General features: G+C 62.2%; 17 protein-coding genes. 4 read left to right on the top strand and 13 right to left on the bottom strand.

Annotated elements, in window-relative coordinates:
- Window positions 1-38: 38 nt before the first annotated feature.
- From B6S08_RS11395 to speB, 5 genes are all read right to left on the bottom strand, one after another.
- Window positions 39-1037 carry a CobW family GTP-binding protein gene (locus tag B6S08_RS11395; RefSeq protein WP_094200939.1) on the bottom strand — a complete coding sequence of 333 codons (999 nt, stop codon included), beginning with the start codon at window positions 1035-1037 and terminating at the stop codon, window positions 39-41.
- 141 nt (window positions 1038-1178) lie between these two features.
- Window positions 1179-2627, bottom strand: coding sequence for an aldehyde dehydrogenase family protein (locus tag B6S08_RS11390; RefSeq protein ID WP_094200938.1), 1449 nt, complete (start codon window positions 2625-2627; stop codon window positions 1179-1181).
- Between the two features lie 27 nt (window positions 2628-2654).
- The gene (locus B6S08_RS11385) at window positions 2655-4289 is read right to left on the bottom strand and encodes a 5-guanidino-2-oxopentanoate decarboxylase (protein ID WP_094200937.1); all 1635 of its coding nucleotides are present in this window, start codon (window positions 4287-4289) and stop codon (window positions 2655-2657) included.
- Window positions 4290-4300: 11 nt separating this feature from the next.
- The gene (locus B6S08_RS11380) at window positions 4301-5686 is read right to left on the bottom strand and encodes a YjiH family protein (RefSeq protein ID WP_094200936.1); all 1386 of its coding nucleotides are present in this window, start codon (window positions 5684-5686) and stop codon (window positions 4301-4303) included.
- A gap of 57 nt (window positions 5687-5743) precedes the next feature.
- A complete protein-coding gene (speB, locus tag B6S08_RS11375; protein ID WP_094200935.1) occupies window positions 5744-6703 on the bottom strand; it encodes an agmatinase in 960 nt (319 codons plus the stop codon).
- Between the two features lie 206 nt (window positions 6704-6909).
- On the opposite strand from speB, the gene B6S08_RS11370 reads away from it, so the two are divergent.
- Entirely contained in the window at window positions 6910-8325 is a 1416-nt protein-coding gene (locus B6S08_RS11370; RefSeq protein ID WP_094200934.1) for a sigma-54 interaction domain-containing protein, read from the top strand.
- Between the two features lie 55 nt (window positions 8326-8380).
- On the opposite strand, the gene acuI is transcribed toward B6S08_RS11370, so the two are convergent.
- The 3 genes from acuI to B6S08_RS11355 form a co-directional block, all read right to left on the bottom strand.
- Complete coding sequence (acuI, locus tag B6S08_RS11365) at window positions 8381-9355, bottom strand: acrylyl-CoA reductase (NADPH) (RefSeq protein ID WP_094200933.1); 975 nt, start codon at window positions 9353-9355, stop codon at window positions 8381-8383.
- A gap of 153 nt (window positions 9356-9508) precedes the next feature.
- A complete protein-coding gene (locus B6S08_RS11360; RefSeq protein WP_169716401.1) occupies window positions 9509-10585 on the bottom strand; it encodes a heparan-alpha-glucosaminide N-acetyltransferase domain-containing protein in 1077 nt (358 codons plus the stop codon).
- A gap of 172 nt (window positions 10586-10757) precedes the next feature.
- The gene (locus B6S08_RS11355; RefSeq protein WP_094200931.1) at window positions 10758-11624 is read right to left on the bottom strand and encodes a carboxylate/amino acid/amine transporter; all 867 of its coding nucleotides are present in this window, start codon (window positions 11622-11624) and stop codon (window positions 10758-10760) included.
- Between the two features lie 466 nt (window positions 11625-12090).
- On the opposite strand from B6S08_RS11355, the gene B6S08_RS11350 reads away from it, so the two are divergent.
- Entirely contained in the window at window positions 12091-12999 is a 909-nt protein-coding gene (locus B6S08_RS11350; protein ID WP_094200930.1) for a LysR family transcriptional regulator, read from the top strand.
- Between the two features lie 17 nt (window positions 13000-13016).
- Here the strand turns inward: B6S08_RS11350 and B6S08_RS11345 are convergent, their stop codons facing one another.
- The 3 genes from B6S08_RS11345 to B6S08_RS11335 form a co-directional block, all read right to left on the bottom strand.
- Complete coding sequence (locus B6S08_RS11345) at window positions 13017-13457, bottom strand: universal stress protein (RefSeq protein WP_094200929.1); 441 nt, start codon at window positions 13455-13457, stop codon at window positions 13017-13019.
- Between the two features lie 142 nt (window positions 13458-13599).
- Window positions 13600-14376, bottom strand: coding sequence for an ion transporter (locus B6S08_RS11340; RefSeq protein WP_094200928.1), 777 nt, complete (start codon window positions 14374-14376; stop codon window positions 13600-13602).
- Between the two features lie 30 nt (window positions 14377-14406).
- Window positions 14407-15591 carry a methyltransferase gene (locus B6S08_RS11335; RefSeq protein ID WP_094201074.1) on the bottom strand — a complete coding sequence of 395 codons (1185 nt, stop codon included), beginning with the start codon at window positions 15589-15591 and terminating at the stop codon, window positions 14407-14409.
- 97 nt (window positions 15592-15688) lie between these two features.
- Here B6S08_RS11335 and B6S08_RS11330 point away from each other — a divergent pair, with 97 nt between their 5' ends.
- Both B6S08_RS11330 and B6S08_RS11325 read left to right on the top strand, forming a co-directional pair.
- Window positions 15689-16861: a BaiN/RdsA family NAD(P)/FAD-dependent oxidoreductase gene (locus B6S08_RS11330; protein WP_094200927.1), complete on the top strand. Its 1173-nt coding sequence runs from the start codon at window positions 15689-15691 to the stop codon at window positions 16859-16861.
- A gap of 104 nt (window positions 16862-16965) precedes the next feature.
- A complete protein-coding gene (locus tag B6S08_RS11325; RefSeq protein ID WP_094200926.1) occupies window positions 16966-18267 on the top strand; it encodes an MFS transporter in 1302 nt (433 codons plus the stop codon).
- Window positions 18268-18312: 45 nt separating this feature from the next.
- On the opposite strand, the gene trpB is transcribed toward B6S08_RS11325, so the two are convergent.
- Together trpB and B6S08_RS11315 are read right to left on the bottom strand one after the other, a co-directional pair.
- Window positions 18313-19512, bottom strand: a complete 1200-nt coding sequence (gene trpB, locus B6S08_RS11320) for a tryptophan synthase subunit beta (protein WP_211284222.1) — start codon at window positions 19510-19512, stop codon at window positions 18313-18315.
- A 128-nt stretch (window positions 19513-19640) separates the two neighbouring features.
- Window positions 19641-20519 (bottom strand): aldo/keto reductase, encoded by an 879-nt coding sequence (locus tag B6S08_RS11315; protein ID WP_094200925.1) that lies wholly within the window; start codon window positions 20517-20519, stop codon window positions 19641-19643.
- Window positions 20520-20602: the final 83 nt, after the last annotated feature.

Here is a 20602-nt window from a genome sequence, read left to right as displayed (position 1 = left end):
TTCAAAGGTGGGCAGATTAAGACACTGCGGTGACAGTTTTATGAAGATGGCAGCGAAATCACCGTTTTCATCAGTTGTTCATGCAGGGGCGCCGCCGCCAGCGGGCTGGCATCAATGAGTTCTATACGACTCTCTTTTTGGGGCGCCAGGCGGTACACACTGAGTCTGTCGGTCTGGTTGAAGGCCCACCAGCCGTCCGCCGTGCGCACCACCGCCTTGAGCCGGGCCAGGTTTTGCGCCTCGCAGAAGGCACGCAGGGCATCGAGATCGAACACCACTTCGTCGAGAAAGCGCCAGCCCACGGAGAAATGATCGTCACCGTGATTGCCGTAGCGGCGCCAGGGCCGCGCCGGGCTGAGGGGCGGTTCGTGGGCCGCCAACATGGGACGCTCGGCCTTGCCGGCATGGGCCTGGGGATGGGCGGCACGGCGCTCGGGGGCGTGGGGGTGAGTCAGCCAGTTGAGATCCAGCCGTCCCTGCTCGGTTTCCACCAGGACCTGTTTCGGCTCGGGCCCTTGAGCGATATCGTGACGCAGTCGGCTCAGCTCGGCCTCGCTGCACATATCGGTCTTGTTGGCTACCACCACGTCGGCCAGGGCCAGCTGATCCCGATAGGTTTCGTGCTCGCGGTATCGGGAATCTTGCCACTGGCGTGGATCTATCAGGCAAAAGGCGGCGCCCAGGCTGAGCACGTTGCGGTAATGCTCATTGGTGAGAATGTCCATGACTCGGCTGGGATGACCCAGGCCGGTGGGCTCAATCAGCAGCCGGTCCGGTTGGGCCTTGTGCAGCAGGGCGTTCAGGCCAATCTGAAACGGCAACCCGGCCACACAGCACAGGCAACCACCGGGAATTTCCTTGACCAGGGCGCCCTGCTCACTCAGCAGCGCGCCGTCTATGCCCACTTCGCCAAACTCGTTGACCAGAATGGCCCAGCGTTCGTGTTCCGGCTTGTGGGCCAGCAGGTGGCGCAGCAGGGTGGTTTTGCCGGTGCCGAGAAAACCCATAACAAGGTGAGTGGGAATGGCGGTGTTCATCAGGCGCAGGAAGGTAAGGACATTTGTTATTTTATAACACTTTTTGCCGAGGTCGGGTACCTTGCCCTTTGCGTCTCACTGTTACAAAAAAGAGCCCTGGCGGGCTCTCTGATGTGGTGAGTGCGCTGGATGGTCTTGGCCCTATGCGGCAGGGCCGATGAGATGCTTGACCTCAAGGTAGGCATTCAGGCCCCAGGGACCCAGCTCCCGGCCGATACCGCTGCGTTTAAAGCCGCCCCAACTGGTCTCGGGCAGCACCAGCTGAGGGCTGTTGTACCAGATGGTGCCGGCCTGCAGTCGCCTGCCGAGCCGCCGGACCCGCGCTGCGTCCTTGCCGACCAGGGTCGCGGCCAGGCCGAACTCGCTGTCGTTTGCCAGGGCGACGGCCTGTTCCTCGGTGGCAAAGCTGCGACCGCAGAGCACGGGGCCAAAGATTTCTTCTCGCCACAGCCGGCTGGTGACGGGAACGTCCCGGTACAGGCTGGGAGCCAGGAAATAACCCTGCTGCGGCAGGGCCCGCTGGCGCCCGTCCCGTACGGCCTGCAGCCCTTCCTGATCGGCCTGGGTTAGATAGCCGAGGACGGTGTCGCGCTGGCGGGCACTGGTCAGGGGACCCATGTCGGTGTCCTCGGCCAGGGGGTTGCCCAGGCGCAGGGCGTCGATGCGCTGCCCCAATGCTTGATACAGGTCATCGGCGAGGGGTTCGTGCACCAGTAGCCGGGAGGTGGCCGAGCAGATCTGTCCGGCATTGAAGTAGATGCCGGCCATGACATAGTCGGCGGCCTCATTCACATCCGCATCTTCCAGCACCAGTATCGGCGATTTGCCACCCAGCTCCAGGGACACGCCTCGGCTACCCGGGGCGGCGGCGGCCATGATGGCCTCTCCCACCCGGTTGCTGCCGGTAAAGGAGATCTTGTCGATGCTCCGGTGGGACGACATGGACGAGCCCACCCCTTCGCCGTCGCCAAATACCAGATTGAACACGCCGGCGGGCAGGCCCACCTCCAGGACGATGTCGGCCAGTTCCCGCTCGGGCAGCGGGGTCACTTCGGACGGCTTGAACACCAGGGTGCAGCCTGCTGCCAACGCCGGTGCCAGCTTCCAGGCACTGGTGACCAGCGGAAAGTTCCAGGGCGTAATCAGCCCCACCACGCCCACCGGATCCAGGTAGCTGTGCGCCTGCACCCCTTCCATATCGAGGGACACCGGCTGGCCCTGACGCTCGTCCAGGGCGCGCGCCTGGTCCGCATAATAACGGTAACAGGCAATGGCATCGTCCAGATCCAGCTGGGCTTCCGCCAGGATTTTACCGTTGTTGACGGCAGACAGCCTGGCCAGATCTTCACGCCGTCGGCTCAGGCCCTCGGCCATGCCATCCAGATAAACTGCCCGCTCTGCGCCTGTGGTCTGTTGCCAGCCGGGCAGGGCGCGGCGGGCTGCCGCCACTGCCGCATCAACGTCGTCCGGATGACCACAGGTGACTTCGGCGATCACCTCTTCCGTGCAGGGGTTGACCACGGGCAGGTAACGGCCCCCTCGGCTCGGTCGCCACTGATTATCGATAAACTGTTGCACCAATCGTTGCATTACCGGCTCCTTAAACGCGCCGCTGGCTCAGCGGGCAATAATGTTGCGGTGCCAGGCGGCGGCATCCACTTCGATCAACTGCGGGCCATCGGTGGGCCTGTCCGCCAGGGCCTGAGCAAGCTCGGCCGGGTCGGTCACTCGGCAGGCCCGGCAGCCGAAGCCGTTCGCCAGCTGTTGAAAGTCCGGCGGCTGAATGTCCACTCCGACCCGGCTGACGCCGTGGTTGTCCATATAGCGGCGGATTTCTTCATAACCATGGTTGTGCCACAGCAGGATCACCACCGGCAGCTTTTCTTCCACCGCCGTGGCCAGCTCGCTCAGGGTAAACATGATGCCGCCATCACCCACCAGGGCCACTACCGGCAGCTCGGGCCTGGCCAGGGCCGCGCCCAGGGCAGCCGGCAGGCCATATCCCAGGGTGCCATAGCCGGTTGAGGCATTGAAGAAGCGCCGGGTGGCCGGTTGGGAGACCAGGTGGTTGCCGGCATAAACGGTGGCGGTGGAATCCCCCACCAGGATGGCGTCGGGCACGGCCTCGCGCAGGGTATTGAACAGGGGCACGAAGGGAGCAAAGGCGGCATCCTCGGGCAGTGCCAGAGCCTGGCGGGTAGTTTGAGTCCGTTCGGCACCATTTCGGCTCAGGGGCTCGGGAACCAGTTCAAGCAACAGTTCCAGGCTACGGCCGGCATCGGCCACCAGCCCCAGGGCCAGGCGCTGGTTACGCACCAGTTGCTCGGGATCGATATCGATGCGGATCAGTTTTCCGTCCAGTTGAAAGCCGTCATCAAACACCACGTCGTAGTCGGTTTCACCCAGCTCGGTGCCCACTGCCAGGATCACATCGGCGTCCCGGGCCAGGGCCCGCACCGCCGGCAAGGCGGCATTGGCACCGAGATCAAGGGGATGATCCCGGCCCAGCAGGCCCTTGGCATTAATGGTGGTTACGGTGGGGGCATCGAGTCGTTCCACCAGCTCACGGGCCGCTTCCGGCGCATCGATGCAGCCGCCACCCAGCAACAACAGCGGTCGTTGGGCTTCTTTCAGCCAGGCTGCCGCCGTGGCCAGGCCTTGCGGATCCGGGGCGGGCCGGTACAGGACCGGGGGCGCCGAGGGGGTGGGCACCTTGACTCGGGCGGCCAGCAAATCGATGGGAATTTCGATGTGCACCGGTCCGGGGCGGGCCCCCCGAAACAGGGCAAAGGCCCGGGCCAGTACCTCCGGCAGCGTACTGGCATCAAGCAGGGTGTGGCTGAAGCGCGCGACGCCGGCCATCAGCTGTTGCTGGGACGGCAGCTCGTGCAGCCGGCCCTGGCCCATGCCCAGGGTGTCCAGCCGGCTGACGCTGGAGATCACCAGCATGGGAATTGAATCGGCCAGGGCCTGACCCATGGCGGTGGCGATGTTGGTCATGCCCGGGCCGGTGATGATAAAGCACACACCGGGCTGGCCGGTGCTGCGGGCATAGCCATCGGCCATAAATCCCGCCCCCTGCTCGTGCCGGGGCGTGACATGGCGCAGTCCGCTGCCTTCAAGGCCACGATACAGCTCTATGGTATGCACCCCGGGAATGCCGAAAAGGGTATCCACGCCATAAGTATCGCGCAGCAGGCGTACCAGCAGCTCGGCACAGCTTGTTTCAGTCGTTGTACTGGTTACGGTCATAGGGGGTCACCTCAAAAGAAAAAGACATGGGCCATCAGGGCGATGATGGGCAGGGTGATCAGGGTGCGCAGCAGGAAAATCACCAACAGCTCCCACAGGTTGAGCGGTATTCTGGACTTCAGCAGCAGGGCGCCCACTTCCGACATGTATACCAGCTGGGTCAGCGACAGACAGGCGACCACAAACCGGGTCAGTTCGCTTTCAATGCCCTTGGCCAGCACCGCCGGCAGGAACATGTCGGCAAAACCGACCAGGGTTGCCGGGGCGGCGGCGGCGGCCTCGGGCAGGCGCAGCAACTCAAGCAAGGGGATCATGGGGTAGGACAGCCAGACGAACAGCTGGGTATATTCGGCCAGTACCAGGGAGATGGTGCCGATGGCCACCACCAGGGGCAGCAGCGCCAGGAAGATATCCACCACGTTGATCAGGGCACTCATGGCCAGCTTGCCGGCACCGGGTGCCTGGGCGGCCCGTGCCACCGCCAGCTCCAGGCTATAGCGCAGCACACCCTTGTCGCTGGGCGCGGCCTCGGCAATGCGGCAGCCCACCGGCTCATAATAGGTGTCGGGTTTGCGGGAAAGGGGCGGCAGGCGGGGCACTATGATGGCGGCGATCAGCCCGGCGACCACTACCGTCAGGTAGAACTGAATAAACATGTGATTCAGCCCCACAAAGGTGGTGATCAGCAGGCTGAAGGCAATGGAGGCCACCGAGAAGTTGGTGGCGATCACCGCCGCTTCCCGCCGGTTATAAAAGCCCTGTTCATACTGCTGTGCCGTGATCAGCACGCCCACCGTGCCCGACCCCAGCCAGGAGGCGGTGGCATCGATGGCGCTGCGTCCCGGCAGGCGAAAGATAAAGCGGAACGGTTTGCTCACCAGGGCCCCGATAAATTCCATCAGGCCAAAATCCACCAGAAAGGGCAGCAGCACGGCGGCACAGAAGAAAAAGGTCAGCAGCACGGGCACCAGATCCAGCAGCACCACGCCACCGGTATTGCGGTTCCAGATAAATTCCGGGCCGAACTGGAACAGGGTCATCAGGCCAAACAGGGCACCCAGCACGCGCATGGCAAACCAGGCATGGCCCACGTTGAAAATCTCGCGCCAGACCCCTTTTTGCGCCCAGCCGGGTTTGGTGACCTTGACCAGGGTGGTCAGCACCACCGACAGGCACAGTATGGTCACCGCCATGGCCGGTAGGGCATCACCGGCCAGGCCCTTGAGCCAGTCGGCCATCAGCCCCAGGCCGATGGTGACCTGGTCCTCCAGGTAAATGGGCACCAGAAACATGCTCATTCCCAGCAGTGAAGGCAGCAGGAACTTTAGTAGTCCATCTCGACTCAATTGATCGCCTTTGGCAGCGGTGCGCTCGGTTGCGGTATCCAGAGAAGACATAGGGTAACACTCCTTTGTTCATTCGTGATTGCCGCCCGGGCCGGCGGCAATATTCATTTACCGCCGTTGCACACCCGGCAACACGCACAGCATTTCATACAGCAGGTTGGCCGCCAGCAGGGCGGTATTGCCGCTGGGATCATAGGGAGGAGACACCTCCACCAGATCGCCGCCGACGATGTCCAGCCCCCAGGCACCACGAATGATCTCCAACGCCTGAGGCACGGTCAGGCCGGCGATTTCCACCGTGCCGGTGCCCGGGGCATAGGCAGGGTCGATGCCGTCGATATCAAAGCTGATATAAACGGGCCCGCCGCCAATCTTGGCGCGCACTTCTTCCATCAGTGACACCAGGGAGGTGTTCCAGCATTCCTCGGCGGGAACGACCCGAAAGCCCTGCTCCCGGCTCCAGTCAAAGTCATCTGCCGCATAGCCGGTTCCCCGCAGGCCAATTTGCACCACGCGGTTGCAATCGAGCAGGCCTTCCTCCACCGCCCGCCGAAAGGGGGTGCCGTGGGCGATCTCCTCACCGAACATGTGTTCATTGATATCGGCGTGGGCATCCACATGGATCAGGCCAACCGGGCCGTGCTTTTTGCGCATGGCCCGCAAAATGGGCAGGGCTATGGTGTGATCCCCGCCCAGCGTCAGCGGCCGGCATCCCTGTTCAAGCACCTGGTCATAGAAGGATTCGATAATGGCCATGCTCTTGTGCAGGTTGAAGGTGTTGATCGGCACATCACCGATGTCCGCCACTTGCAGGCTGTCAAAGGGAGCGGCGCGGGTTGCCATGTTATAGGGGCGCAGCATGCGTGACTCGTCGCGAATCTGTCTGGGCGCCAGCCGGGCCCCCGGGCGGTTCGAGGTGCCAATATCAAAGGGCACGCCGATAAAGGCGGCATCCAGGCCGGCCGCCGAGTCCTGGGCGGGCAGGCGCATCATGGTGGCGGGGCCGCCAAAACGGGGCATTTCATTGCCACCCAGGGGCTGGTTAAAGGTTGACGGGGTCTTGCTCATGGCTATCTCCTGCTGCTCCCACCAGGCTGGCTGGTGGGGATAATGGTCCTTGCCATTACAAGGCAGTAATTATGCCAGTTTTTATTTATATGATTTATAAGCTCTTTTTGTTTTTGTGATGCAAATATGTATCGATCGTGAAGCGTGTGTGATACATAAAAGAATTGATGATTCATTTATGTATCAATGGTTGAGCAAGGAAAGCCATGTCGGACATAGACACCCTGGTGATCGACACCATTCTCGCCACCGCTTACGATCACCTGTTTCTGGTTGATGCGGACGGTCGCATCCTTCAGGTCAGTCCGGGCAGCGCCGCCGTCTATGGCCTGAGTCCGGACGAATTGTGCGCCAGCACGGTACAGGAGCTGGAACGACGAGGCGTCTTGTCGCCGTCGGTCAGTCTGGAAGTGATTCGCACCGGCCGGCCGGCCCAGATGATGCAACATACCGCGACCGGGCGCCGAGTGATCGCCGAGGCCTACCCGGTTTTTCTGAACGGCAGGCTGACCCGTATCGTCAGCCGCTCCCGGGATCTTACCGATCTGCAACTGCTGCAGGATGAATATGCCCTGCTGCAACAGCGCTTCAGCGACCACCTGAAAAGAGGGAACGGCCCCTCGCTGGGGGAGGATCTGGAGCTGGATGAGCTGGAAGTCCGCAGCAGCCTGCTGCGGGAAGTGGTGATGTTGCTCAAGCGAGTGGCCTCGACCGATGCCACCGTGCTGATGCTGGGCGAATCCGGAGTGGGCAAGACCGCCTTTGCCCGCCAGTTGCATCGCTGGAGTCAGCGCAGCCATGGCCCCTTTATCGACGTCAACTGTGCCGCCATTCCCGAGTCGCTGTTCGAGTCGGAAATGTTCGGTTATCAGCCCGGAGCCTTCAGCGGTGCGGCTCGACAGGGCAAGGCCGGCATTCTGGAACAGGCCCAGGGAGGCACCCTGTTCCTTGATGAAATAGGTGAATTGCCCCTGGCCATGCAGACCAAGCTGCTCAAGGTGATTCAGGATGGCAGTATCACCCGCCTGGGTGATACCCGTCCCAAGAGGGTGGATTTTCGCCTGGTCGTGGCCACCAACCGGGACCTGGCCCGACAGGTGGAGGAAGGCTCATTTCGCCTGGATCTTTATTACCGGCTCAATGTGATACCCGTGACCATACCGCCGCTGCGCGAGCGGCGGGAAGATATTCCGGGCCTGGTCGAGCTGCAGCTGGCGCGGCTAAACCGACGCTACGGCAGTCGAAAGGTGCTGCACCCCGGTGTCTGGCCAAAGCTGATGAGCGGTGACTGGCCCGGCAACGTGCGTGAGCTGGAAAACTGGGTGGAGCGGTCCTGGCTGTCCGCCAGTGGTGATCAGATTGGTGCCAATGAGGCCGAGGCCCATATCAGCCCGGATGCGCCGTCGCCCGAACGGTCAACTGATCAGGAAAGCGAGTGTCTGGTGCCGGGCCAGAGCCTGAAAGAGGCTATGGAACACCATGAACGGTGCATTCTGGCCGCATTGTGTGAGCAGTTGCCCAGCACCTACGCGCTGGCCGAGCGGTTGAGGATCAGCCAGCCCAGTGTGGTCCGTAAATTGCGCAAGCACGGTTTGCGTATTCGTAGCCGAGGGGCCGAATAGCCGATAAACATAAAGATGACTTCGCCGGCGCCATCGGGGAGCCGGCGATGGCCGGTCAGGGTTGAATCACCACTCGGCCCACCGGTTTGCCGGCGACCATGTCGTGGGCGGCCTCTATGGTCTGCTCCAGGGTCAGCTCCCTGACCTCATTCTCGTAGTTCATCGGCAGGCTCTGGTGCAGCCGTTGCCAGGCCTCAATGCGCCGCTCTTTGGGAATATGCACCGAATTGATGCCGAGCAGCTGCACCCCACGCAAAATAAAGGGCATGACGGTGGTGTGAAGGGCCACCCCACCGGTCAGGCCGCAGGCAGCCACGGCACCGTACATGCGAGTCTGGCTCAGAATGCGGGCCAGGGTACGGCCGCCCACGGCGTCGATGGCGCCGGCCCAGTGTTGAGACTCGAGTGCCGCCGGCTCCTGATCCAGCTTGATACGATCGATGATCTCGTGGGCGCCCAGGCTTTTCAGCCAGTCGCTGTGCTCGGGCCGGCCGGTGGAGGCGTGTACCTCGTAACCGGCCTTGGCCAGCAACCGTACCGCGATGGAGCCCACGCCACCGGTGGCGCCGGTGACCAGCACCGGTCCCTGGCCCGGCTTTACGCCGGCCTGTTCCAGTGCCATTACCGCCAGCATGGCGGTGAAGCCGGCGGTGCCGATGGCCATGGCCCGCTTGGCGCTCATTTCCGCCGGCAGCGGAATCAGCCAGTCACCCTTGACGCTGGCCTTTTCCGCCAGGCCGCCCCAGGTTTGCTCGCCAACCCCCCAGCCGGTGAGCAGCACGTCGTCGCCAATGCGGTAGTCCGGATGATCCGATGACAGCACGGTGCCGGCGAAATCGATGCCGGGCACCATGGGCCAGCTGCGCACGATTTTGCCCTTGCCGGTAATGGCCAGGGCGTCCTTGTAGTTGAGGGTGGAGTAGTCCACCTTCACCTTGACATCGCCGGTGGTCAGCTGTTGTTCGTTGAGGCGTTGCAGGCTGGCATGAGTCTGCTTGCCGGATTCTTCCAGTAAGATGGCCTTGAACATATCGCTCTCCTTGCACGTTTTTTATTATGTTTTTCAGTGTATGGAGACTATGGGCAAAAGCCATGGCCCGGCGCCGGGGAAATGTTGATTTTGTGACCCGGCGCCGTCGTGCCGCGCCAAATCGTGATGCCGGCACGGGGCATGATCCCGCCGTCAGTTTTGTTCGGCTGAGGCATCGGCCGCGGGCTTCATAACCCGAGCATGGCGTGGGCGTCTGCGCAGCCTCAGCCAGGCCCGGGTTGCCGAATCCGACAGCAGCAGCACGACGACCATCGCCACCAGGGTATCGGTGAAATCGAGTTGCCGGGAGCCGACCAGCATGAGTCCCCAGCCGATCACCAGCCACTGCAGTACATAGATGGATGTTACGTTCCTGCTCCAGAACAGCAGCAGCCCGAGACCCGGGCGCGAACCGACTTTTTCGGCGAGCCAATGGCACAGCCAGAGCCAGGCCATTACAAAGCCGGTTAGCCAGAGCATGCCGCCCGGGCCGCTTCTCAGGTAGTAGCCGTAATGGAGGTCCCTGTCGACGAGGAGCAGGGCCGTTCCCGCAGCCATACACAGCAGGCCGGCCCACAGTGTGCGACGAAAGAAGCGGTGATGGTTATCGCTCTGCCTGAGCCAGTGGCCAAATGCCATGCCAAAAAGGGGAAACGCCAGCCAGGGGAACAGCGGGAACATGGCTCCCTGCTCCTTGTTTCCCCAGAGTAGTTGCAGCCCTTCGTTCAGCACCGGCCAGTCGCTGGAAATGTCCCAGAGCGCGGGAGAGGCGCAGATGACCAGTACGCCGGCGGCCATCCAGCACCTGGGATCCGCAAGGTAATGTTTCAGTACCACACAAATAGCCAGTGCCAGGCCTGCGAACTGCAGAATATCGACAATCAGTAATTCACTCAGCGGCGTGTAGCCACCCAGCTGCTCATCGGTCACCAGTCCCATTTGTAATGACAGCCACATGGGAAGCGCGCCCCGCGCCAGGTTCAGCAGGTAGCCAAGGGCAAACAGCCAGGCCGCCCGAGCCAGCCCGGACGCCAGGCTTTGGCGCCCTGACCAGACAATAAAAATACCCATGATAAAAACAAAAATGGGTGCGGCCGGCGGGCTGCCGAGAAACTGGACGACCCTGCCCAACGGTGTGTCTCTTACCTCGGGCCGACCGTAGAAGTCCAGCACATGAATCAGGATCATAAAAAGCACCGCCAGCCCACGGGCCAGGTCCAGGCTTGCCATTCTCGCTGCCTGCGTTGGTAATGATGTTCGCTCGAAGTTCATGTTCGCCTTCCCCGCTGATCCATTGAGTCACGAATCCACTCACTTTGGCGGCCTGCCGTTTGCAGTGGTGGCTCTGAATGGAGCCATATTGAACAATGGCGGGAAAGGTTTCAATTGAAAAAGAGAATTATTATCCTTTGCGTGAGACTTTTGAGGTGCTGAACCAGCCCTCGTTGAGCCACAATGAGGCCAGTATGATGGCGCCGCCCAGCGCCAGCCGGGGCAGATCGGCGTCCCGGTTCCAGATCAGCAAATTGACCAGCAGGCCGGCGGGTACCAGTGCGTTGTTCATGATCGCCAGGGCGCCGGCGTTGACCCGGGTTGCGCCCTTGTTCCACAGAAAATAGCCCAGCCCGGACGCTCCCAACCCCAGCCACAGCAGTACGCTCCATTGCAGCGTGGTGGCCGGATACCGGCCGCCGCCAAGCAGCAGCCAGGCCGGCACCACCACCAGCAGCGCGCCCAGATAGAAGTAGCCAAAGCGTTTGTGCTGGGGCTCGTCGGCGGGGTAGCGTTCCAGCAGCACCTTATAGCCGACCTGACCAAGGGCAAAGCAGAGGTTGGCGCCCTGCACCACCGCAAAGCCAAGCAGGTAGTCATCGGTGAGGCCGTCAAAGCGAATCACCAGGGCACCCAACACCGCCAGGGCGGCGGTAAACAGGTAGCCGGGGCGAAAACGCCGGTGCAGCAGATCGTAGATCAGGGTGACATACACGGGGGTGAGCACGGTGAAGATCAGCACTTCCGGCACCGTCAGCAGCAGGAACGACTGATAATAAAACAGGTACATCACCCCCAGCTGCAGGGCGCCGCAGGCCATCAGCCCCAGTGCCAGCCGGGGTGGCTGGTGCCAGCGTAAAAAGGGGGCAAACAGCAGGGCGGCCAGGGCCACTCGGCTCAACACCGAAAAGTAGCTGTCGACGGCACCGGCCAGGTAAACGCCGATAAGGCTGAAGGAAAAGGCCCAGAGCAGGGTGACAAAAACCAGATAAGGCATGGTGGAATCATGTTCATGGGTCGCGAAAGAGCGCCATAATGGCGTAAACCCACGGGGCGATCCAGCCGCTGCCGGAAAAAGCCGGCCATAAAAAAAGCCGGCGCAATGCGCCGGCCCGGGACCAATAGCAGGTTTGTCATAAAGGAGAGAATGACGTCCCCAAACAAAAGTGGTTCAACACCACACGCAGAACGGGTTGGGCATATTGTCGATGCAATAAAACCCGAAAAGGTTGTCAGCGTGGCAAACTGGATTGCCCGATCGTCAACGGTTCGTTTGTCGTGCCGCTTGCGCGACCCGAGACAGGCAGTACCCCCCATGATGCCACCATGCCCGAAACCGTGTTTGACCGGACCGTCAGAGACGTTTCATCACCACGCCGACGTTAAACTCGATGGCCGGCATTCTATGGTTGAATCGCTTATGCTAAAAATGAATTGTGGTCATGGGTGCATGGTGAATATCGATGGATAATCTGTTTCAACGGCTGGATCTGAATCTGCTCAGGGTGTTTGACGTGCTGATGCAGTGCCGCAACGTCACTCGCGCGGCGGAACGGCTGAACCTGTCCCAGTCCACGGTCAGCCATGCGCTGGGGCGGTTGCGCCAGACCCTGGACGATCCGCTGTTTGTCATGACCCGCAAGGAAATGCGGCCCACCCAGCGGGCCCAGGCCCTGGCCACACCGGTGCGCCAGGCCCTGGCCCTGCTGGAGCAGGGTGTGCGCCAGTCGGCGGGGTTTGAGCCATCCCGCTCGCAGCGTACCTTTCGGCTGGCGGTGCCGTCCTCCATCGAACACGGCGTGGTGCCACAACTGGTTGAGCTGCTGCACACTCGGGCACCGGGCTGTCGGTTGGCGGTCAGTGAGCTGGTCAACTCCGACTATGAAGATGCCCTGGCCCGGGCCGAGCTGGATCTGGTGGTGAGTTTTGCAGGGGCCGATCACTTGTCGGAGCGGCTGCTTACCGACACCTGGTTTCACAACCCCATGGTGTGCCTGTCGGCTAAAGACAGCCGGCTGCCCGAAGTGATCGAGCCGTCGCAGCTGGTGGAGTGGAGCCATGTGTCCACCTCCAACTGGGGCCATAATCAGACCCTGGTGGATGGCTGGCTGAGTGAAAAGGGGCTGGTGCGGCACATTGGCGTCTGGGTGCCGAGCTTTGAAGCCCTGCCCAGATTGCTGGCCACCGGCCGTTACCTGGCGGTGGTGCCGGAAATGATCGGCCGTGACCTCTGTATTCATTATCCGTTGCAGTCGCATACCCTGAGCGAACCGCTGCACAGCACCTATGTGCTGGCCCAGCATCCGCTGACCGAATTTGACCCGGCACTGGTATGGTTCAGGCAACTGCTGCGGGACGCGGGTGGCCAGTAACCGGCCACCCGGCAACATCAACCCTTGGGCAGGGGTACCACCAGCAGATCGCAGGGCACGGTATTCATCAGCTGGCGGGCAGAAGAGGTAAGCAGGCTCCAGAAGCTTTGCTCATGGCCGCAGATCAGCAGGTCGACGCCATGTTGCTCAACCGCCTCGTTGACCTTGAGCGTCAAATCGCCGCAGATCACCAGTTTTTTCTCGATGGGATAGTCAATATCGGCCAGGTAGTCTTCCAGCCGTTGCTTGGCGTCGGCCACCACCTGGTCCTGAATGTTGTCGATGTCGATGTCGATCATCTCGGTATAGAGATCCTTGAGATCCACGTCCACATGAATGACTGACAGTTTGGCGTTGTTGGCCCGGGCCCTGTCTACCGCCTTGGCGATCACCTTGCGGTTTTTCTCGGTCATGTCGACCGCCGCCAAAATGTGTTTGTACTGATACGGCTCTGTCATTACAAATCTCCTTTTTTTCAACCCTATCAATCCGTTAGTAAACAAACCGTGAGCTGCACGAAAGTTTTGCAACACCGCCAGCATAGGCCAGACCGCCGCCCCGGCACAAGTACCATAAAGTCTATATCCGTGGCCGAGGGATTCAGGAGCGCCGCTGGCCGATGGCATCCCTGAGGGTGTGTATTTCTTCCCGCAATGACGCGATTTCGGTGCGCAGGGCGCCCAGCTGTTGGTTCAGCTCCTGCCCTTCGGTTTCCACCGCCTCCTGTTGCTCCTCGGTTTTGGGGCTGAGCACCGCCGAGGCCACCAGGCCCGACACACCGGCAAACAGGGTTACCCCGGCAAAGATGACCACCGAGGAGATAATGCGGCCGGCGGTGGTCACCGGATAGTGATCGCCATAACCCACGGTGGAAATGGTCACCAGGGCCCACCAGATGGCGTCTTCGGCGGTTTCGATGTTGGAGTCGGGGTGGCCGGCTTCGGTCATCAGAATGGCGATGGCACTGCCGCTGATCACCACCACCAGCACCAGCAGCATGGAGGCCATCATGGTGCTGCCACTGTGTTTCAGCAGGTGGCGAATAACCTGATTGGCGACCCGCAGCATGCGCAGCACCCGCAGCACCTGAAAAATTCGGCCGTAGCGCAACACGTCAATGGCCGGAATGGAGGCGATAAAGTCAATCCAGTGCACCTTGAGGAAGCGTTTCTTGCTGGGTGCCCTGGCCAGCCCATAAAAAAAGTGGCTGAGCAGGATCACGCAGATACCGGTGTCGAGGTAGAGCAGCAGCTCCTTTTCGTTGGCATTAAAAGGGCCGAACTGGTGCAGTACCACGGCCACCAGTGACACGATGGACAGCACCATCATCAACAATTCAAAGGCGGTAGGGGGAACAAAGCGTACCGGTGTTTTCATGAAGTCTCCTGTCCGTGGTTGACGTTCGTTTCAGGGCGCGGCTGTGGGTTTGTGGGCCTGCAGCAGGTAACGACGGGGCGTGTTGGCCATGTCGGTAAAGGTGCCCAGGGTGACCCGGTAGCCCTGCTCTTCAAGAAACAGGGCCCGATCCAGCAGCAGCCACAGCTCCAGCGGATGACGGTAGAGGTGGCGCACCAGCTCGATGCGCTTGACCAGCAGGCGGCGCTCGTCGGCCAGGGCGAGCCAGTGCGCGTCGTCAATCTGTGCGGGCACGGCCAGCCCCTTGCGCTCACAGGCCCAGCGGGCGAACGCGGCAAAGTCACCACTCAGTAACTGCTTGGGAAAGGTGGGCAGGGGCAGGTAGGCATCGTTGCCGGTGAGAGTCCGTTGCAGCTCGTCAAAGGCCAGTCGCCAGGTCAGTTCGATCTGGCGCAGCCGACGAACCCGTTCGCCACCGGTCACTTGCTGCTGCAGGGGCAGGCGCAGATCGTGGCGGCTTAAGCTCAGCCCGGCCCGACGGCCCGCCGTCGACAATGGCTGGTAGTGCTGCCCGGTGATCAGGTGATAGCAGCAGGGCGACAACGTCAGTGACCGCGTGCCAGCCCTCACGCCGTGCTGCAGAAAGCGCAGGTGCAATTCGCCGCAGGCATGCAGTGCCACCGCCTGTTGCTCCCGGCGAAACAGCCCGGCGGCCTCGGGAGCCAGGGCGTCGGCGCAGTAAAAGTGATGCTCGATCTGCAACCGCTCGGCCAGGGCTTTCCCCTGTCGGCACAGATCCGCGCTCCACTCCAGGCTGGTCACCGCCTGTTGCTGCTGTAGGGCCAGCAGCCGGCCCAGGTGGCCCTTGCCGGCACACCATTCGAGAATGGGGTGATGGCCGTGAATATTGGCGGCAAAGTCGCTGATCTGCGCCCATTTTCGGCCGGGAATGCCGCTGCTCCAGCGGGGCGTGGCGTAATCACTGGCCCTTTTCAGGGTGGGGATGGGCCAGTCGTGCACCGCCGCCACCTCCGAACGATAGGGAGCCAGCAGGCCATGAGCCGCGGCCGGTTCGGCTTCCAGGGCGTCGAGATCGTCTTCCGACAGCGTGCTCAGCACCGGCGCCAGTTCCGGCCAGGGCAGGGTGCGGCAGGCAAAGGGCAGCCGCTGCCAGTCGCCGTGATGGCGTTGCAGCAGGGTGCTCAGGGAATGAAACTGGTCGGCGAGTTCGCTCATGGTGGCAATTATACTCACAGCCAAGGGGGCCGGCATAGCCGGGCGGCGGTGCGACGAGTAGAATGCCCTTCTTTTTTGCTTTGTTCGAGGAAATGCCATGCAGGCCTGGGATGTGATAGTGATCGGTGCCGGCGCCGCCGGTCTGATGTGTGCCGCCGAGGCCGGCAAGCGAGGGCGCCGCGTGCTGGTGCTGGATCACGGCAAGCGCATCGGCCGCAAAATCCTGATGTCGGGGGGGGGACGCTGCAATTTCACCAACTACCATGTGGAGCCCGGCGCCTACCTGTGCGCCAACCCGCATTTTGTGAAGTCGGCCCTGGCCCGCTACACCCAGTGGGACTTTATCGCCCTGGTCGACAAGCATCGCATTGCTTACCACGAAAAGACCCTGGGACAACTGTTCTGCGACGATTCGGCGCAGAACATCGTCGATCTGCTGGTGGCGGAGTGTGAGTCTGCCGGCGTGACCATACGGCTGCGGTCCGAGGTGCTGAATGTGGAGCGCCTTGGTGAGGGCTTTGGCGTGGCTACTGCCGGCGAACAGTACAGCTGTCAGTCGCTGGTGGTGGCCACCGGCGGCCTGTCCATGCCCAAAATAGGCGCCTCGCCCCTGGGGTACCGGTTGGCGGAACAGTTTGGTCTCAAGGTGTTGCCCACTCGGGCCGGCCTGGTGCCCTTTACCCTGCAACCGGAAGACAAACAGACCCTGGAAAGCCTGTCCGGCGTCAGCCTGCCGGTGGTGGTGGAAAGTGAAGACGGCACTCGCTTTGCCGAGAACCTGCTGTTTACCCACAGGGGCGTATCCGGCCCGGCGGTGCTGCAAATTTCTTCTTATTGGCAGCCCGGTGAGCGGGTGTGCTTTGAGCTGCTGCCCGCCGGCAGTTTGGCCGGGGCGGTGGCAGAGAGCCCGAATCAGGAGCTGAAAACCTGGCTGGCGCGGCACCTGCCCAGACGGCTGATCGAGGCCCTGCTGACCCGGGGAGATCTCAACAGCAAGCCGCTTAAGCAATACACTCCCAAAGAGCTGGCGGCGGTGGAGCACACCCTGGCCGCCTGGCCGCTGCAGCCGGGCGGCACCGAGGGTTACCGCACCGCCGAGGTGACCCTGGGCGGGGTCGACACCGACGAGTTGTCGTCCAAGACCATGGCGGCGAAAAAGGTGCCTCACCTCTATTTTATTGGCGAGGTGATGGACGTGACCGGCTGGCTGGGAGGCTACAATTTTCAGTGGGCCTGGAGCTCCGGTTGGGTCGCCGGTCAGGTGGTGTAAGCGGTCACCATCATTATTCGGGCATGATGCCTGCCGGCATCGGGCAGGCATGACGGGCGGTGAACGGGACCACCAGCAAGTGCCTTTAACGGCAGGAGGGCGTCATGCTCGGCATACTGGCCAACCGAACCTACCGAAAACTGTTCACCGCCCAGGTGATTGCCCTGCTGGGCACCGGGCTGGCCACCGTGGCCCTGAGCCTGCTGGCATTTGAGCTGGCGGGTAACCAGGCGGGCGCCGTGCTGGGCTCCATCTTTGGCATCAAGATGGTGGCCTACGTGTTGATTTCTCCGGTCGCTGCCGTCATTACGGCACGGTTGCCCCGCCGCCCCCTGCTGGTGACCCTGGATCTGCTCAGGGCAGCCACGGCACTGGGCCTGCCCTTCGTCACCCAGGTATGGCAGGTCTATGTGCTGGTTTTTCTGCTGCAGTCGGCCTCGGCCTGTTTTACCCCGCTGTATCAGGCCACCATTCCCGAAGTGCTCAAGGATGAGGAGCAATACACCAAGGCCTTGTCCCTGTCGCGCCTGGCTTATGATCTGGAGACCCTGCTCAGTCCGGCACTGGCGGTGGCGCTGCTGTCCCTGATGAGCTGGCATGGCCTGTTTATTGGTACCATGGCCGGTTTTGTGGCCTCGGCCTTGCTGTTGCTGGCGACCACACTGCCGGTGCCGCGAGCCAACGGCCAGGGAAGCTTTTACCAGCAAGTGACACGCGGCCTGCGTGTGTATCTGGCCACTCCCCGGCTCAGGGGACTGCTGGCCTTGAACCTGGCGGTAGCCTGTGCCGGGGCCATGGTTATCGTGAATACGGTGGTGATGGTTCAGGCCCGGCTGGGCTTGTCGGAGCGGCATACCGCGCTGGCCCTGGCCTGCTTTGGGGCGGGCTCCATGATGGCGGCGCTGGCATTGCCGTTGTTGCTGAAACGATGGCAGGAACGGACCCTGATGCTGTCTGGTGGACTGTGTCTGGTGGCGGGGCTGTTGGCGGCCACCGGTATGCAAAGTCTGATGTGGCTGCTGTTACCGTGGTGGCTGCTGGGTATCGGTTATGCCCTGGTGCAGACCCCGTCGGGACGGTTGCTGGCGCGTTCGGCCCACGCCGAAGACAGGCCGGCGGTGTTTGCCGCCCAGTTTTCCCTGTCGCATGCCTGCTGGCTGCTGGCCTACCCCTTGGCCGGCTGGCTGGGCAGTGCGCTGGGGCTTTTGCCCACCCTGGTATTGCTGGCCGCGATTGCCCTGGCGGCGGTATTGGCGGCCGCTCGCCTGTGGCCGGCGGTGGATGCCGGCGGACTCTATCACTGCCATGATGATCTCGCCGCCGGGCACCCCCACCTGGCCGGTGGTCCCCCATGCCATGTGCATCCCTATGTTATCGACGATTTGCACACGCGTTGGCCGGGGTGAACACGGGCCAGGCCAGCGAAGGGTGGACCGACCGGCCCGGCAGGCTTAATTCAGTCCCAGCTTGCGGCAGACGAAGTCCAGATCCTTGTCGCCCCGGCCGCTCAGGTTGACCAGAATGACCTTGTCCTGGCTGAGCGTGGGTGCCAGCTTGATGGCCTGGGCCACGGCGTGGGCGCTTTCCAGTGCCGGAATAATGCCCTCGGTGCGGGACAGGGTCATAAAGGCGTCCAGGCATTCCTGATCGGTGATGCTGGTGTATTCCACCCGGCCCATTTCCTTCAGGTAGCTGTGCTGGGGACCCACCCCAGGGTAATCCAGGCCCGAAGCGATGGAGTGCACCGGCAGCGGCTCGCCGCTGGCGTCCTGCAGTACATGGCAGCGAAAGCCGTGAATGACGCCGGGCGTGCCCAGGGTCATGGTGGCGGCGTGATCCGGGGTATCGAGCCCCTTGCCGCCGGGCTCCACCCCCATGATGCGTACCGACTCGTCGTTAAGAAAGGCGTCAAACAGTCCCATGGCATTGGAGCCGCCGCCCACACAGGCCAGGATCACATCCGGCAGTTCGCCGGTCATGTCCTGCATTTGCTCCCGGGCTTCCTGGCCGATCACCTTCTGAAAATCCCGCACCATCATGGGGAAGGGATGGGGACCTACCACAGAGCCGATGGCGTAAATGTAGTCGGTGGGGTTTTTCAGGTATTCCTCAAAGGCGCTGTCGACGGCGTCCTTCAGGGTAGCGGTGCCCCGGGTCACGGGTACCAGGGTGCAGCCGAGGATCTTCATGCGCATCACATTGGGATGCTCTTTTTCAATGTCGACCTGCCCCATATGAATTTCACAGGGAATGCCCACCAGGGCGCAGGCGGTGGCCAGGGCCACACCGTGCTGGCCGGCGCCGGTTTCGGCGATCACCTTCTTCTTGCCCATAAAGCGGGCCAGCAGGGCCTCGCCCAGGCAGTGATTGATCTTGTGGGCGCCGGTATGGTTGAGGTCTTCCCGTTTCAGGTAGATTTGCGCGCCGCCCAGTTGCTGGCTCAGGCGTTCACAGTGATATACCGGGCTGGGTCGGCCCACGAAATGGGTCAGCAGCCGCTGCAGCTCCTGCCGAAAGTCCTCGCGCTGGCAAATTTCCTGATAGGCCCGCGTGATGTCGTCCATGGCCTGCTTGAGTGCGGGCGGAATTTCGGAGCCGCCAAAGTCGCCGAAATAGCCCTCGGCGTCGGGCATGTTTTGCTGGTAGTCCACACTGCTTCCTTATGCGGTCAAGGGGAAAAGAAAGGCAGCATAACAGCGGTTAAGAGGGGAAGCCATTAGCCACAAGTTGGTGAGAAGACATGAAAAAAACGCCCCGGTGCTGGCCGGGGCGAGGTAAATCAGACGATATCCAGTGGAGTCTTGCGCTGAGGGGCCGGAAAGGCGGCATCGAGGCGGGCCAGCACGTCGTCACCGAGATCAAGCGTGAGGGCCTCGGCGTTTTGCCGCACATGCTCGGGCTGCACCGCCTTGGGGATGGCAATGACATCGCGCTTTCCGTTCACCGGGCGAGTAGCCCAGGCCAACAGCAACTGAGCCACGGTGACGTTCAGATCCGCGGCAATGGCACGCAGCTCGGGGTGGCCGAACAGCTCCCGCCGCAGCCGGCCGCCCTGAGCCAGGGGGCAGTAGGCCATGGTGGGCAGGCCTCGCTCCCGCTGCCAGGGCAGCAGGGAATGCTCAATGCCCCGGGAGCCCAGGTGGTAGAGCACCTGGTTGACCGTGCATTGATCACCGCCGTCGGTATACGCCAGCTCCTGCATTTCGCCCAGATCGCAGTTGGACACGCCAAAACGCTTGATCTTGCCGTCGGCCTGCAGCCTTTCAAAGGCTTCCAGGGTTTCTTCCAGCGGAATGCTGCCGGGCCAGTGCAACAGGTAAAGGTCGAGGTGATCGGTGCCCAGGCGCCGAAGGCTGGCCTCGCAGGCGGCAATGGCGCTGCGGCGACCGGCATTCCAGGGATACACCTTGGATACCAGAAAGGCCTGGTCGCGGCGGCCCTTCAGCGCTTCTCCCACGACTTCTTCGGCACCACCGTCACCGTACATTTCGGCGGTGTCGATTAGTGTGAGTCCCAAATCCAGTCCCTGTTGCAGGGCTTTTACCTCCGCCTGGCGGGGATTGAGTCCTTCGCCCATATACCAGGTGCCCTGACCGATGGTTGGCAGGGTAACGGCGGGCAGGCCGGCGGTGGCCTTGAGGGTGACGGTAGTATCCATGCTTGCCTCTTGGGAATTTGAAAACGGTTTCCACGATATGGTGAAACAGCCGGGCCCGCTTTGCAACCGGGCGGCTTGCCTTT

The organism is Oceanimonas doudoroffii, assembly GCF_002242685.1.
Taxonomy (GTDB): Bacteria; Pseudomonadota; Gammaproteobacteria; order Enterobacterales; family Aeromonadaceae; genus Oceanimonas; species Oceanimonas doudoroffii.
Note: the sequence above shows the minus strand (reverse complement) of the source record. Positions and strands in the feature narration are given on the sequence as shown.

Bases quoted from the DNA above. Each gene is read 5' to 3' on its own strand.
- B6S08_RS11395 (WP_094200939.1), bottom strand. From the start codon at position 1,037: ATGAACACCGCCATTCCCACTCACCTTGTTATGGGTTTTCTCGGCACC.
- B6S08_RS11390 (WP_094200938.1), bottom strand. From the start codon at position 2,627: ATGCAACGATTGGTGCAACAGTTTATCGATAATCAGTGGCGACCGAGC.
- B6S08_RS11385 (WP_094200937.1), bottom strand. From the start codon at position 4,289: ATGACCGTAACCAGTACAACGACTGAAACAAGCTGTGCCGAGCTGCTG.
- B6S08_RS11380 (WP_094200936.1), bottom strand. From the start codon at position 5,686: ATGTCTTCTCTGGATACCGCAACCGAGCGCACCGCTGCCAAAGGCGAT.
- speB (WP_094200935.1), bottom strand. From the start codon at position 6,703: ATGAGCAAGACCCCGTCAACCTTTAACCAGCCCCTGGGTGGCAATGAA.
- B6S08_RS11370 (WP_094200934.1), top strand. From the start codon at position 6,910: ATGTCGGACATAGACACCCTGGTGATCGACACCATTCTCGCCACCGCT.
- acuI (WP_094200933.1), bottom strand. From the start codon at position 9,355: ATGTTCAAGGCCATCTTACTGGAAGAATCCGGCAAGCAGACTCATGCC.
- B6S08_RS11360 (WP_169716401.1), bottom strand. From the start codon at position 10,585: ATGGCAAGCCTGGACCTGGCCCGTGGGCTGGCGGTGCTTTTTATGATC.
- B6S08_RS11355 (WP_094200931.1), bottom strand. From the start codon at position 11,624: ATGCCTTATCTGGTTTTTGTCACCCTGCTCTGGGCCTTTTCCTTCAGC.
- B6S08_RS11350 (WP_094200930.1), top strand. From the start codon at position 12,091: ATGGATAATCTGTTTCAACGGCTGGATCTGAATCTGCTCAGGGTGTTT.
- B6S08_RS11345 (WP_094200929.1), bottom strand. From the start codon at position 13,457: ATGACAGAGCCGTATCAGTACAAACACATTTTGGCGGCGGTCGACATG.
- B6S08_RS11340 (WP_094200928.1), bottom strand. From the start codon at position 14,376: ATGAAAACACCGGTACGCTTTGTTCCCCCTACCGCCTTTGAATTGTTG.
- B6S08_RS11335 (WP_094201074.1), bottom strand. From the start codon at position 15,591: ATGAGCGAACTCGCCGACCAGTTTCATTCCCTGAGCACCCTGCTGCAA.
- B6S08_RS11330 (WP_094200927.1), top strand. From the start codon at position 15,689: ATGCAGGCCTGGGATGTGATAGTGATCGGTGCCGGCGCCGCCGGTCTG.
- B6S08_RS11325 (WP_094200926.1), top strand. From the start codon at position 16,966: ATGCTCGGCATACTGGCCAACCGAACCTACCGAAAACTGTTCACCGCC.
- B6S08_RS11315 (WP_094200925.1), bottom strand. From the start codon at position 20,519: ATGGATACTACCGTCACCCTCAAGGCCACCGCCGGCCTGCCCGCCGTT.